The sequence below is a fragment of the Nocardioides sp. WG-D5 genome, assembly GCF_054031175.1.
Window position 1 is genome coordinate 4,615,237 of sequence record NZ_CM132928.1, and the last position, 12,509, is coordinate 4,627,745.

14 protein-coding genes and 2 tRNA genes are annotated in these 12,509 nt (G+C 70.9%); 11 read left to right on the forward strand and 5 right to left on the reverse strand.

Annotated features, from left to right (window positions below; genetic code table 11):
• Positions 1-8 precede the first annotated feature (8 nt).
• The 3 genes from rph to ACWZJV_RS22390 are packed head-to-tail and all read left to right on the forward strand — an operon-like array spanning position 9 to position 2,111.
• Positions 9-716 carry a ribonuclease PH gene (rph, locus tag ACWZJV_RS22380; RefSeq protein WP_457178774.1) on the forward strand — a complete coding sequence of 236 codons (708 nt, stop codon included), beginning with the start codon at positions 9-11 and terminating at the stop codon, positions 714-716.
• Complete coding sequence (gene rdgB, locus ACWZJV_RS22385) at positions 706-1,347, forward strand: RdgB/HAM1 family non-canonical purine NTP pyrophosphatase (protein WP_457178776.1); 642 nt, start codon at positions 706-708, stop codon at positions 1,345-1,347. The genes rph and rdgB overlap by 11 nt, the downstream gene beginning before the upstream one ends.
• A complete protein-coding gene (locus ACWZJV_RS22390; protein ID WP_457178777.1) occupies positions 1,344-2,111 on the forward strand; it encodes a 2-phosphosulfolactate phosphatase in 768 nt (255 codons plus the stop codon). The genes rdgB and ACWZJV_RS22390 overlap by 4 nt, the downstream gene beginning before the upstream one ends.
• On the opposite strand, the gene ACWZJV_RS22395 is transcribed toward ACWZJV_RS22390, so the two are convergent.
• From ACWZJV_RS22395 to cls, 4 genes are all read right to left on the reverse strand, one after another.
• Positions 2,095-2,811, reverse strand: a complete 717-nt coding sequence (locus ACWZJV_RS22395; protein ID WP_457178779.1) for a cytochrome c biogenesis CcdA family protein — start codon at positions 2,809-2,811, stop codon at positions 2,095-2,097. The genes ACWZJV_RS22390 and ACWZJV_RS22395 overlap by 17 nt on opposite strands.
• Entirely contained in the window at positions 2,808-3,266 is a 459-nt protein-coding gene (locus ACWZJV_RS22400) for a thioredoxin family protein (protein WP_457178781.1), read from the reverse strand. Before ACWZJV_RS22400 ends, ACWZJV_RS22395 begins: the two co-directional genes overlap by 4 nt.
• A 74-nt stretch (positions 3,267-3,340) precedes the next feature.
• Positions 3,341-4,615: a PE-PGRS family protein gene (locus ACWZJV_RS22405; protein ID WP_008358593.1), complete on the reverse strand. Its 1,275-nt coding sequence runs from the start codon at positions 4,613-4,615 to the stop codon at positions 3,341-3,343.
• Between the two features lie 71 nt (positions 4,616-4,686).
• On the reverse strand, positions 4,687-6,135 hold the full coding sequence (gene cls, locus ACWZJV_RS22410; RefSeq protein ID WP_457178783.1) for a cardiolipin synthase: 1,449 nt from the start codon (positions 6,133-6,135) through the stop codon (positions 4,687-4,689).
• 45 nt (positions 6,136-6,180) lie between these two features.
• On the opposite strand from cls, the gene ACWZJV_RS22415 reads away from it, so the two are divergent.
• Genes ACWZJV_RS22415 through ACWZJV_RS22425 form a run of 3 tightly spaced genes read left to right on the forward strand, consistent with a single transcriptional unit; the run spans position 6,181 to position 8,306 of the window.
• Complete coding sequence (locus ACWZJV_RS22415) at positions 6,181-7,074, forward strand: alpha/beta hydrolase (protein ID WP_457178785.1); 894 nt, start codon at positions 6,181-6,183, stop codon at positions 7,072-7,074.
• Positions 7,071-7,715 carry a class I SAM-dependent methyltransferase gene (locus tag ACWZJV_RS22420; protein ID WP_008358586.1) on the forward strand — a complete coding sequence of 215 codons (645 nt, stop codon included), beginning with the start codon at positions 7,071-7,073 and terminating at the stop codon, positions 7,713-7,715. Before ACWZJV_RS22415 ends, ACWZJV_RS22420 begins: the two co-directional genes overlap by 4 nt.
• Positions 7,716-7,733: 18 nt before the next feature.
• A complete protein-coding gene (locus tag ACWZJV_RS22425; protein ID WP_457178787.1) occupies positions 7,734-8,306 on the forward strand; it encodes a hypothetical protein in 573 nt (190 codons plus the stop codon).
• A gap of 10 nt (positions 8,307-8,316) precedes the next feature.
• On the opposite strand, the gene ACWZJV_RS22430 is transcribed toward ACWZJV_RS22425, so the two are convergent.
• Positions 8,317-9,540, reverse strand: coding sequence for an inositol monophosphatase family protein (locus tag ACWZJV_RS22430; protein WP_307785660.1), 1,224 nt, complete (start codon positions 9,538-9,540; stop codon positions 8,317-8,319).
• A 102-nt stretch (positions 9,541-9,642) separates the two neighbouring features.
• Here ACWZJV_RS22430 and ACWZJV_RS22435 point away from each other — a divergent pair, with 102 nt between their 5' ends.
• The 5 genes from ACWZJV_RS22435 to ACWZJV_RS22455 all read left to right on the forward strand — a co-directional run bounded on the left by ACWZJV_RS22435 (position 9,643) and on the right by ACWZJV_RS22455 (position 12,447).
• The gene (locus ACWZJV_RS22435; RefSeq protein ID WP_008358580.1) at positions 9,643-10,161 is read left to right on the forward strand and encodes a ribose-5-phosphate isomerase; all 519 of its coding nucleotides are present in this window, start codon (positions 9,643-9,645) and stop codon (positions 10,159-10,161) included.
• A 7-nt stretch (positions 10,162-10,168) separates the two neighbouring features.
• The gene (locus ACWZJV_RS22440; RefSeq protein WP_457178789.1) at positions 10,169-11,029 is read left to right on the forward strand and encodes an Fpg/Nei family DNA glycosylase; all 861 of its coding nucleotides are present in this window, start codon (positions 10,169-10,171) and stop codon (positions 11,027-11,029) included.
• A gap of 66 nt (positions 11,030-11,095) precedes the next feature.
• Positions 11,096-12,172 carry a PP2C family protein-serine/threonine phosphatase gene (locus ACWZJV_RS22445; RefSeq protein WP_457178791.1) on the forward strand — a complete coding sequence of 359 codons (1,077 nt, stop codon included), beginning with the start codon at positions 11,096-11,098 and terminating at the stop codon, positions 12,170-12,172.
• A gap of 93 nt (positions 12,173-12,265) precedes the next feature.
• Positions 12,266-12,339: transfer RNA gene (locus tag ACWZJV_RS22450), tRNA-Gly, on the forward strand.
• A 35-nt stretch (positions 12,340-12,374) separates the two neighbouring features.
• A tRNA-Pro gene (locus ACWZJV_RS22455) sits at positions 12,375-12,447 on the forward strand.
• Positions 12,448-12,509 lie beyond the last annotated feature (62 nt).

Sequence of the window (12,509 nt, forward strand, 5' to 3'; positions counted from 1 at the left end):
GTGGTCTCGTGACCACACGAGCTGACGGGCGCGCCGACGACGAGCTGCGCCCCATCAAGATCACCCGCAACTGGCTCGACCACGCGGCCGGTTCCGTCCTCATCGAGTTCGGCAAGACCCGCGTCCTGTGCGCCGCCTCGGCCTCCGAGGGCGTGCCGCGCTGGCGCAAGGGCTCCGGGCTGGGCTGGGTGACGGCGGAGTACGCGATGCTGCCCGCCTCCACCCACGAGCGCTCCTCGCGCGAGTCGGTGAAGGGCAAGATCGGCGGACGTACGCACGAGATCTCCCGCCTGGTCGGGCGCTCGCTGCGCGCCGTCATCGACTACAAGGCGCTCGGCGAGAACACCATCAACATCGACTGCGACGTGCTGCAGGCCGACGGTGGCACCCGCACGGCGGCGATCACCGGCGCCTACGTCGCCCTCGCCGACGCGGTGGCCTCGCTGGGCGTCTCGAAGGCCCTGACCGGCTCCGTCGCGGCGATCTCGGTCGGGATCATCGACGGTGTGCCGCGCCTCGACCTGCCCTACGAGGAGGACGTCCGCGCCGAGACCGACATGAACATCGTGATGACCGGCGAGGGCAAGTTCGTCGAGGTGCAGGGCACCGCCGAAGGCGTCGCCTTCGACCGCACCGAGCTCGACCTGCTGCTGGCGCTGGGCGAGAAGGGCTGCGCCGACCTGACCAAGCTGCAGGAGGCCGCACTTGCCGGCTGAGCCCACGAACGAGCCCTGGAACGAGCTCAGCGTCCACGTCGCCTCGCGCAACGCCAAGAAGCTGGGGGAGATGTTCCGGATCCTCTCGCCGCTGGTGCCCGGTGTCTCGGTCGTCGGTCTCGACGACGTCACCCACTACGACGAGCCGGTCGAGGATGCGCCCGACTTCGAGGGCAACGCGCTGATCAAGGCGAGGGCCGGGTTCAAGGCCACCGGGCTGCCGACCGTCGCCGACGACTCGGGTCTCTGCGTCGACGCGCTCAACGGGATGCCGGGCGTGCTCTCAGCGCGCTGGGGCGGTCCGCCGAAGTCGGACGAGCGCAACAACGAGCTGCTGCTCGCTCAGCTCTCCGACGTCCCCGACGAGCGCCGCGGCGCCCACTTCGCCTGCGCGATCGCCTTCGTCTGGGACGGTGGCGAGATCGTCGTCGAGGGCCGCATGGACGGCCGGATCATCCGCGAGGTCCGCGGTGACGGCGGGTTCGGCTACGACGTCCTGTTCGTCGCGGTCGACACCGAGGACGGACGTACGTCGGCCGAGCTGTCGATCGAGGAGAAGGACGCCATCTCCCACCGCGGCCGCGCGCTGCGCGAGATCGCTCCGCAGATCGCCGCCGCGCTCGGCGCGTGAGCGCCGTCGACGACCAGCATCGCCAGCACGCCTACCGGGTCCGGCTCGACTGGGGCCCGGTGGGCGCCGAGGCGATCGGGCCCGCGGACATCGCCGTCGTGGTGGACGTGCTCTCGTTCACCACGACGCTGACGGTCGCGGCCGAGCGCGGGATCGAGGTGTTCCCGTTCCGGTGGCGCGACGACCGGGCGGAGGCGTACGCCCGCGACCGCGACGCCGTCCTCGCGGTGCAGCGTCAGGACGCGGTGCCGGGGCGTCCCTCGCTCTCGCCCGCGTCGCTGCGCGAGGCCGACGGGGTCCGGCGGCTGGTCCTGCCCTCGCCCAACGGCTCGACGATCAGCAGCCTGCTCGCGGAGGGCGGTGCCACCGTCGTCGGTGCCTCGCTCCGCAACCGGACCGCCGTCGCCAGGTGGCTGGCTCCTCGCTTCGCCGACGGCGCCAGCATCGCTGTCATCGCCTCGGGGGAGCGCTGGCCGGACGGTACGCTCCGGCCGGCGGTCGAGGACCTCTGGGGCGCCGGGGCCGTCCTCGACGCGCTCGACCCCGACGACCTCTCGCCCGAGGCGGCGATGGCGCGCGACGCGTTCCGTGCCGCCGACCTCCCGGCCGCGCTCCACGCCTGTGCCGGTGGCCGCGAGCTGACCGCCAAGGGCTACGCCGAGGACGTCGTCGTCGCCGCCGAGGTGGACAGCGCGTCGGTGGTGCCGCTCCTGCGTGGCGAGTCGTTCCGGGCCGCCGCGAACGTGGTCACCGATCGGTGCTGAGCCGGCCCTCCAGCCCGATCTGCCAGTCGAAGAGCCCCCGCTCGACCAGCAGCGTGAGCAGGGTCTTGTCGAGACCGGTCGCGATCGCGACGCCGATGAGGACCAGGACGAGACCGAGCACCTTGTGGAAGGCGCCCTCGGGGTCGATCGCCCACCGGAGCCGGGCCAGCAGCGCCCGGCCACCCACCACGACCGCGGCGAGCAGCAGGGTCAGGCCGGCGACGTACGCGACCAGGTAGCCGAGCCCGCGCAACGGCTCGGCCGGGAGGATCGCCGCCACGATCAGGGCGTACGTCGGGCTGCACGCGCTGAAGACCGGCCCCATGCTCGCGCCCAGGAGGATGTCGCCACCGATCCCGCCGCGGACGCTCGCCCGGGCCAGGCGCTCCTGGGCACGGGAGCCGAGGCCGAGGCGGAACGCCAGCGCGTCCCACAGCCGGGGCCAGATCATCACCACGCCGAAGAGCGCCACGATCACGCCCGAGACGACGCTCCAGAACCGGGGCGGGACGTCGATCAGCAGGGTCGTCGACTTGAGCAGGACGCTGAACACGATGACGGAGACGCCGAGCGCGGCAACCGCCACCCACGGGCGGCGCTCGCCGGTGCCACGGGAGAACATGGCTGGCACGAACGCCACCACGCACGGGGCGAGCACCGACAGCGCCCCGGCGAGGAACGACGCGAGCAGCAGCGTCACTGGGTGTTCTCGAAGATGGCGTCGACCGACTTGTCCTGGCCGTAGCCCGACCACAGCGCGACCCGTGCACCCGTTGAGTCGACGCGCACGAAGGTCGACTGGATCGTCACCTCGTACTTCTTGCGCAGGTCGGTCGCGGAGTCGTAGTCGACCTTCAGGATCTGTGCTCCCTCAGGCACCTCGCCGCTCTTGATCGCCTCCTCGAACCCGCGGCACTCCGGGCACCAGGGCGCGTGGAAGAAGAGGATCGTGTCGGCGTAGCACTCCTCGGCGACCGCCTCGGCGGAGTAGTCCGCGTAGCGGCCCTCGCAGGCGGGATCCTCGGCGGGCGTCTCGCCCGGAGCGGACGCGGCGCTCGACGGCGTCGAGGAGGCCGGCGGGGTGGCCTGCTCGGCGGCCTGATCGGTGTCGGTGCCGCACCCGGCGGCGAGCAGGAGGAGAGCGATCACAGCCACGATGCGAAGGTTCATGTCGCTGGGTTCGGAGCGGCTGCCCCCGCGGATGGGCGTTCGGTGGCGCATGGGCTCAGTCAATCGGAGGGCAGCTGCTCGAACCACGACCAGGTGCCGTCGACCAGCTGCTTCTCGGTGATGCCGTAGCTCGCCTCCAGCGCCTTGCCGGTCCCGTCGTGGAAGTTCTCGGTGCCGCTCGGCAGGTGGAGGAAGAAGTCGTTGCAGAACTCCAGGAACCTCTTCATCCCGCCGTTCTCGTCGATCAGCCACGAGACCGCGGCGTGGGAGATGGCGTAGTCGATCGAGCCGTCCTCGCCCCACTCCTCGTCGCCCGGGAGCGCTCGCTCGTGCGCCAGCAGCTGGTCGCGCTCCTCGTCCTCGCCACAGATGTTGGCCTCGCAGCCGGAGAGATACTCGGCGAGCCCTTCGTTGACCCAGGTGGGCACCAGGGCCGGGCCGTAGACATGGCTCAGCTCGTGACGCAGCGTGCGCTCGTCGGTCGCCAGCCGGTTGGCCGCGACCGGGTTGTCCTTGATGACGGCTCCGGCGAAGGTGGCGATGCTCGTCTTCGGGAGCCCGACGGCGTCGACCCAGAAGGTCACCGCAGCGGCGCCGTCCTCGCCCTCGAAGGTGTCGCCGGGCGGCTTGCCGTTGTACGTCGCGTCGACGAGCAGCGGCACCTCCTCCTGGTCATCGCCGCGCCACACGGGTTCGAGGGCCTTTTCGACCTCCGCGCGCGCCGTCGAGACCCGGTCCAGGAGCTCGGCGGCGTCGGTCGGGCCGTCGCGCTCGGTGACCACGACGACCGAACGCCCGGCCGCCGCCACGACCGGGCCGCCGAACCACGGCCGGCTGTACCTCTCCTGGGGTGCGGCACGGTCCCGTCCGATCACCCAGCCGCCGTCGTGGCGTACGAAGGTCATGTCGGTCGGGTGGGAGACGGGCGCCCGGTGCGCCTCCTCGAGCTGGGCCACCTCGGTGACCTGCGGGGCGAAGAGGACACCGTCGTTGCGGACCTCGTCCGGGGTCTGCTCGGTGTCCTTCACCTCGTAGGCGAGCGACTTCATCGGAAGCTCCTGGAGGTTGCCGAAGATGGTCTGCTGCTGGTCGACCAGCTTGCGGTCGCGGGGGTCGACGGTGGCGAGGAACGCCTCCTCGTCGCCCTGCAGGGCCGCCGTCGCGCGCTGGGCGAGCACCTTCTCGACCGCCTCGTAGTCGGCGGGAACGGGTTCGTACGGAGGATGCGACGGCGCCGGTGACGGCCCGGCGCCCGCGCCCCCGGGAAGCTCCGCGCAGCCGGCGGCGAGGAGGGCGACGAGCGCGAGCGCCGCAGCGCGTGCTCGGAGGTCCACGGCGGGAGTCTAGGGAGCCCCCGGCGATCCCGCCCCGGAATTCTTCGCGCGAAGCGCTGTGCCCGCCGGGCTCACTGGAGAGCGGCGGTGAGGCGCAGCACGTTGTCGACGTACGCCGCGACCCGCGGCCGCGCGAGCCACTCCTCGAGCAGCAGCTCGCGGGAGATGGCCCGGTAGCCGTCCTCGACCTTCCGCAGCTGCGCCACCGGGTCGCCGTCGAAGAGCATCAGCGAGACCTCGTAGTTGAGGGCGAACGAGCGCATGTCCATGTTGCTCGAGCCGAGCACGGCGACCTCGTCGTCGATGCTGAAGTGCTTGGAGTGGAGGACGGCGGGTTTGGGGTAGAGGTAGATGCGGACCCCGGCCTCCAGCAGCGCCTCGTAGTAGGAGCGCTGGGCGTGGTAGACCATGAACTGCTCCTTGCCCTCGCTGACGAAGAGCTCGACCTCGACGCCACGGCGGGCGGCGGTCGTCACGGCGTACAACAGCGACTCGTCCGGCACGAAGTAGGGGCTGGTGATCGAGATCCGCTTCCTGGCGGCGTACATGAGATGGGTGAACGCGCGCAGGTTGTTCTCCGCGTCGACACCCGGACCGCTGGGCACGATCTGGCCGGTCACGTCGCCGGCGGCCGGTGCGGGGGCGGCCAGCTCCGACCGCAGCAGCTCCCCGGTCTCGGTGTCCCAGTCGCTGGCGAACACGACGTTCAGCGCGGTCACCAGCGGACCCTCGATCCGGGCGTTCAGCTCGACCCACTCCCGGCCGGCGCGGTGGTTCCTGGGCTTGTTGTAGCCGGGCTCGATGAGGTTCTGCGAGCCGGTGAAGGCGACCCGGCCGTCGACGACCAGGAGCTTGCGGTGGTTGCGCAGGTCGGGGCGGCGGATCTGGCCGCGCAGCGGGTTGATGGGGAGCAGCGGGTGCCAGTCGATGTCGGAGGCGTCGAGCCGCTTCTTGAGCGCGCGCCAGACCGGGATGCCGCGCGAGCCCAGATGGTCGAGGAGCAGCCGCACCCGCACCCCGCGCGCCGCTGCCCGGTCCAGAGCGTCGAAGAACGGCTCGGTGACGTGGTCGCAGGCGGTGATGTAGAACTGCGCGTGCACGTACGTCTCGGCCTGGTCCACCGCGGCCGTCATCGCCTCGACGGAGGCGGTGTAGTCGTCGATCAGATCGACCCGGTTCCCCGGCCTGGCAGGCAGTGAACCGAGCCGTTCGTTGAGCTCGATCGTCGCCGCGTCGACCTCGGAGATGGTCTTCGGGTGCGGGGTCCTCGGCAGCCCCCGGACATACTCGGTCACCTCGTCGTTGAGGGCCCGCTGGCGGGCGTGCCGCCGTCGGTCCAGCCGGGTCTGACCGAGCAGCAGGTAGCCGATCAGGCCGATTCCCGGGATGAAGAAGATGGCCAGCAGCCACGCCATCGCACTGCTCGGGCGCCGGTTCTTCGGCACCACCCCGAGCGCGACCACCTTCACCAGCACGTCGATGACGTAGATCGAGGTGCTCGTCACTTCCCCCGCGTTCATGCGGCTCAGCATGCACCACCGCCACTGGTGTGGGAATCTTCTGACATGGTTCGACTCTTCCCCGCCGCCCGCCGTGCCATCGCCGCCGAGCAGGCCTCGCCGCCGGTCTGGGAGGTCGACGTCGCCGCCCAGCGCACCGAGGCCCGCAGGCTGGCCGCGGCCGAGGCTAAGGAGGAGGTCGCGGAGGTCACCGGGATCGACGCCGACGGGGTTCCGTGCCGGCTCTACACCCCCGAGGACGTACGCGAGGGGCTGATCGTCCACCTCCACGGTGGTGGCTTCGTCTTCAACGACGTCGAGGTCCACGACGCCGCGTGCCGGCGGCTGGCCAACCGGAGCGGGCTGCGGGTGCTGTCGGTCGACTACCGCAGGCCTCCCGAGGACCCCTATCCCGCGGCTCCCGACGACGTCGACACGGTCGTCAAGTGGCTGGGCAACGACCCGCTGCTGAGCACGCTGCCGGCGTACGTCCACGGTGACAGCGCCGGCGGCAACCTCGCCCTGGTCGCGGCGCTGCGCAACCCCGGCGTCTTCGGCGCGATGGTGCTCGTCTACCCGTTCCTCGACCCGTCGATGAGCACCCCGGGCTACACCATGGAGGACGGCTGGAACGAGGAGGCGGCCTGGTACTGGAAGCAGTACGCCGCTACCGAGGCCGACCTCCGCAACCCCGACCTCGGCCCCTACCTCGCCTCCGACGAGGAGCTCCGCGGCCTGCCGCCGACGCTGATCGTCAGCGCCGAGGGCGACATCCTCACCGACGAGAACGAGGACTTCGCGCTGCGGCTCGCCGACCTCGGCGTCGAGGTGGTCGCCTTCCGTGCCGTCGGCCAGATCCACGGGTTCTGGCGCCACGGCACGACGTTCCCCGCGGCGGAGTCGGTGATGGCGATGACCGCCGGCTTCATCAACCAGCACAGCCCGAGGGGACGCCGGTGACCGAGCCCTACGACGTCACCGAGACCAGGGCCGCCTACGACACCGTCTCCAAGGCCTACGCCGAGATCGTCGACCCGACGCTCACGGAGACGTCCTTCGACGCCGGCGTGCTCGACACCTTCGCCGCCTACGTACGCAAGGACGGTGGCGGCCTGGTCGGCGACATCGGCTGCGGGCCCGGGCGGATCACCGCCTACCTGGCCGAGCGGGGGCTGGACGTCTTCGGGGTCGACCTGTCGACCGGCATGATCGCGCAGGCGATGGAGCGGCATCCCGCGCTCAGGTTCGAGGTCGGCGACATGGCCCGCCTCCCGCTCCGTGACGGTGAGCTCGCAGGCGTGCTGGCCTGGTACTCGCTCATCCACACCCCGCCCTCGCGCCGCCCCGACGTCATCGCCGAGCTCGCCCGGGTCACCCGGCGCGGCGGCCGGTTCGTGACCGCCTTCCAGGTCGGCGACGAGCACGTCCGCCACATCGGCGCCTACGGTCACGACGTCACCTTCGACGGCTACCGGCTCCCTGTCGAGGCGACCAGCGCACTCCTCGAGGAGGCCGGTTTCGAGGTCACCGCGACGGTGGTGCGGTCGGCCGAGAACTGGGAGCGGACGCCGCAGGCATATCTCGTCGCGCGGCGGCGCTGACGAGGGTACGTTGCGCCCATGACGCAGCAGCCCTACCACGTACCCCGCTTCTTCCTTCGCCAGAAGGTCACGCCCTTCGCCAACAAGTACGTCGCCCAGGCCGCCAACGCCGACGGCTCCGAGGGGCAGGTGCTCGCCTTCGCGCAGCAGAAGCGGCTGGCGTTCAAGGAGCAGGTCACGTTCTACGCCGACGAGTCGAAGTCGCAGGCCGTCTTCGCGTTCAAGGCGCGTGCGGTGATGGACCTCAACGCGGGCTACGACGTCACCGACGCGAGCGGCGCGCCGCTCGGCTTCTTCCGCAAGGACTTCGGCAAGAGCCTGCTGCGCTCGACCTTCCACGTCGAGGGCCCGGGCTACTCCGGCACCGGTCAGGAGCGCAACCAGCTGGTGGCCATCCTGCGTCGCTTCACCGAGCTCGACTTCCTGCCGATCCACTTCGACTACGTGTCCTCCGAGGGTCAGCCGCTGATCTCCATCGAGCGCCGCTTCGCCTTCCGCGACAAGTACACGGTCACCGTCCACGACCCTCGCGTCGACTTCCGCGTCGCCGCCGCCGTCGCGGTCGCGATGGACGCGTTGATGCAGCGCTGATCTCGTCGGCTCAGGGCCGGTCCGCCGGGTCCAGATGTCGGCGGACCAGGCCGAGCAGCTTCCGGTGGGTGTCGGCGTCGGCTGCCGCGATCATCCCGCGGCCGGTGTGGATCGGGTCGCCGTTGAGGTCGGTGACGACGCATCCCGCGGCCTGGCACAGCGCGATGCCCGCGGTGAAGTGGACGCTGCCCTCGAGGTGGCCGTCGGTGACGTACGCCGCCCGCCGGCCGGCCGCGACCCAGGCGACCGCGAGCGTCGAGGACATCACCCGCGGCCCGAACTCGGCGCGCAGGCGTGGGTCGGCGACGAGCTGTCCGCCGACGAACGGCCGGTCGAGCGGACCGTCGCACTGGACGTCGACCAGCCTGGTGCGCGGTGTCGGGGCGAGGACGGTGTCGCCGCCGCCCTTACGGATCCGGGCCGAGACCCCGTCGGTCCAGAAGATCTCCTCGCTGATCGGGTCGGCCGAGACCGCCGCCGTGACGCCGTCGGGGGTCACCAGCGCGACGTTCACCGCGGCCAGCGGGGTCTGGGCGGCGTAGTTGAGGGTCCCGCAGAGCGGGTCCACCAGCCACCTCCGCTCGCTGTCGCCGGTGCGACCGGTCTCCTCGCCCTCGAAGGCGTCCTCGGGCCGGTAGGTCGCGATCGTCTCCCGGATCGCCTTCTCCGAGGCAATGTCCGCCTCGGTGGCGAAGTCGGTCGGCGACTTGTCGAAGTGGCTCAGGTCGGTGCCGTACATCTCCCGGACGACCGCCGCCCCCGCCGTCGCCGCGGCGATCGCGACCGCCTCGTCCGGAAATGCTCGTCGGAAGGCGTCGATCGCCGGATCCGGGGACTCCTCCGGTTCGTCGCCGATGAAGACCGCCACCACCTCGGCCTCGGGATCCTCGGTCAGCGCGGGCAGGATCCGGTCGCGCCAGCTCCACAGGTTGGGGTGGTCGTAGTCGACGTACGCCTCCGCCGGGGAGATCAGCTCGATGGCCCGCTCGAGCTGCTCTCGGGTCATCCTATACGCCGCGGTGCCGCTCGTGTGTCCGACGACCGTTGCGATCACCACCGCCGGGAAGCGGTGGCCGTAGGCGTTGACCAGGGGGAAGTGCTCGGGCTCGTGGGTGGTCGCCGTCGATGGCCGGAGGCCCACGCCGTGGGCCTGTGGGGGAGTCCAGCCGTCGATGGCCGTCTCGAACCGGGTTCGTGCCGCGAGGATCTCGTCCATCGTCTTCCACTGGGTCACGGTGGGGGAATCTATCGGTGTGCGGCTCGTGGCCGGGAGTGCTTTTCGGCTGCTCGCCCCACCGAATCCGAAGATGGGCCGCCCGTGAGAGAGGATGGTGGCATGCGCGTCCACATCGGCTGTGACCACGCCGGTCTCGAACTGAAGTCCCATCTGATCAACCGTCTGACGGAGCTCGGCTACGAGCCTGTCGACCACGGCCCGTTCGTCTACGACGCACTCGACGACTACCCGGTCTTCTGCATCCGGGCGGCCGAGGGTGTGGCCCGTGACCGCGACCAGGGGCTCGACAGCCTCGGCGTCGTGATCGGTGGATCCGGCAACGGCGAGCAGATGGCGGCCAACAAGGTGACCGGGATCCGGTGTGCGCTCGCGTGGAGCGAGGAGACCGCCAAGCTCGCCCGCGACCACAACAACGCCCAGGTCGTCGCGGTCGGTGGCCGGATGCACAGCCTCGAGGACATGACGACGTTCGTCGAGATCTTCCTGGCCGAGCCGTTCAGCGGGGACGAGCGGCACGTACGCCGCATCGACCAGCTCCACGCCTACGACGCCGACGGCGTGCGGCCGCCGCTCCCGGACTCGGCCAAGGGCCTGGGGCCGGCCGAGGACCAGGACTGATCCGGGGATGCCCGAGGGGCACACCCTCCACCGTCTCGCGCTCGATCTGAGCGATGCCTTCGCCGGCGAGCAGGTCCGGGTCAGCAGCCCGCAGGGCCGGTTCGCCGACTCCGCCGCCCTCCTCGACGGCCAGGTCGTCGCCGGCGCCGAGGCGTGGGGCAAGCAGCTGTTCGTGGAGTTCCCGGGGGAGCAGTACGTCCACATCCACCTCGGCCTCTACGGCAAGCTCGACCTGAAGCCCTACACGGGCGAGCCACCGCTCCCGGTCGGCCAGGTCCGCCTGAGGGTGGTCTCGACGAGCTCGACCGGCGAGGGCGGAACCTACGCCGACCTGCGCGGCGCCACCACCTGCAACCTGGTCACCGCGGCGCAGCGGGACGCGGTGGTCGCGAAGCTCGGGCCGGACCCGCTGCGCGACGACGCGGACCCGGGCCGGGCGTGGCTGCGGATCAGCCGAAGCCGGACCACCATCGGGGCGCTGCTGATGGACCAGTCCGTCCTGGCCGGGGTGGGGAACGTCTACCGGGCCGAGGTGCTCTTCCGGCACCGGATCGACCCCATGCGCCCGGGCAACACCCTGCGCAGGCAGCAGTGGGACGCCATCTGGGAGGACCTGGTCGAGCTCATGAAGGACGGCGTCGAGAAGAACCGCATCGACACCGTCCGCGACGAGCACACGCCCGAGGCCATGGGCCGCCCGCCGCGCAAGGACGACCACGGCGGCGAGGTCTACGTCTACCGCCGCAACGGCCAGCCGTGCCTGGTGTGCGGCACGAGCGTACGCACCACCGAGCTGCAGCAGCGCAACCTGTTCTGGTGCCCGAAGTGCCAGCGCGCCTACCGGCCCCGGACGACCGTAAAGAAGTAGCCCGCACTAGTCTCCGGCCTGCGAGAACGACCACGCAGCCCCCACCTCGAGACCTAGAGTGAGGCCATGTCGAGCCATGCCTTCGCAGACCGCTTGCGGAGCAACGCGTTCCGCCGCAGGTTCCGTGACCCGGAGCTGCGGACGGTGCTGTGGCTCGGGCTGCTCACCATCGTCCTGACGGTCCTCGCGGCCGCCCAGACCGGCTGGCTGCAGGTGGTCCCGGTGGCCGTCCTCACGGTGCCGTTGCTGCTCGGTGCGGTGCTGCTGGGGCCGCGTACGCTGGGCTGGTTCGTGGTCTTCGTGATGGTGATGATCGTGGTCGCCGCCAGCCGGCTGACGCTGTCCGACCGCGATGCCGCCGCCATCGTCGTGCACTTCCTGCTCGGCTTCATCGTGCTGTACGTCGCGATGAAGCGCAGCGATCTCGGTGTGGGCGGGCTGAGCAACGAGCGCATGCTGCTCGACCTGACGACCCGGCTCGATCAGGGGGCGATCCCGCCGATGCCTCCGGGCTGGCTCGCCGATTCCGCGGTCCTTCCGGCCGGCGGCACCAAGTTCGCCGGCGACCTCGTCGTGGCCGTGCGCGTGGACAACCGGCTCGAGGTGGTCGTCGTCGACGTCTCCGGAAAAGGCGTGCGTGCCGGCACCCGGGCGCTCCAGCTCTCCGGAGCGTTCGGCGGCCTGCTCGGTGCGCTGCCCCCGAGCGAGTTCCTCCCCGCCGCCAACCGCTACCTGCTCCGCCAGGACTGGCAGGAGGGCTTCGCCACCGCGGTCTACCTCTCGATCGACCTCGGCAACGGCGCCTACGAGATCCGCACCGCGGGCCACCCGCCCGCCCTCGTACGCCGCGCCTCGACCGGCCGCTGGGAGGAGGCCGAGAGCAACGGTCCCGTGCTCGGCCTCATCGACGACGTCGACTTCGACGCCTGCGAGGGCGTGCTCGGGGTGGGCGACATGGTGATGCTCTACACCGACGGTGTCGTGGAGGCGCGGGGCGTCGACCTCGAGCACGGCATCGGCAACCTGGTCGCCACCGCCGACCATCTCGCCGTCACCGGACGTGGTGGGGGAGCGCGCCGTCTGCTCGAGGGACTGAGCGCCAGCTCGGACGATCGAGCCCTCGTCGCGGTCGGTAGACGGTGACGCAAACCGGCCAGTAGGGGAGCCGGTTACAGGTGTGAGCCAGATCTATGGCAGGATTTCGCGGGTCGCACGAGGGCGCTGGCTCTCGCGTGCGCGGATGTAGCTCAATGGTAGAGCCTCAGTCTTCCAAACTGATTACGCGGGTTCGATTCCCGTCATCCGCTCCAAGTGCCATTCCCGCTGATTGGGGAGGGGCCCTTGACGGGGCGTAGCGTAGTGGCTAGCGCGCCTGCTTTGGGAGCAGGAGACCGCAGGTTCGAGTCCTGTCGCCCCGACATCTCGCCTGAAAATCCATACAGCCCCTGCACGCGACATCATTCTCAGAAACAAACGACAG

What these genes read in the sequence shown, in the direction of transcription:
- ACWZJV_RS22435 (WP_008358580.1), top strand. Translation starts at nt 9,643, where the DNA reads ATGCGCGTCCACATCGGCTGTGACCACGCCGGTCTCGAACTGAAGTCC.
- ACWZJV_RS22440 (WP_457178789.1), top strand. Translation starts at nt 10,169, where the DNA reads ATGCCCGAGGGGCACACCCTCCACCGTCTCGCGCTCGATCTGAGCGAT.
- cls (WP_457178783.1), bottom strand. Translation starts at nt 6,135, where the DNA reads ATGAACGCGGGGGAAGTGACGAGCACCTCGATCTACGTCATCGACGTG.
- ACWZJV_RS22425 (WP_457178787.1), top strand. Translation starts at nt 7,734, where the DNA reads ATGACGCAGCAGCCCTACCACGTACCCCGCTTCTTCCTTCGCCAGAAG.
- ACWZJV_RS22445 (WP_457178791.1), top strand. Translation starts at nt 11,096, where the DNA reads ATGTCGAGCCATGCCTTCGCAGACCGCTTGCGGAGCAACGCGTTCCGC.
- ACWZJV_RS22415 (WP_457178785.1), top strand. Translation starts at nt 6,181, where the DNA reads ATGGTTCGACTCTTCCCCGCCGCCCGCCGTGCCATCGCCGCCGAGCAG.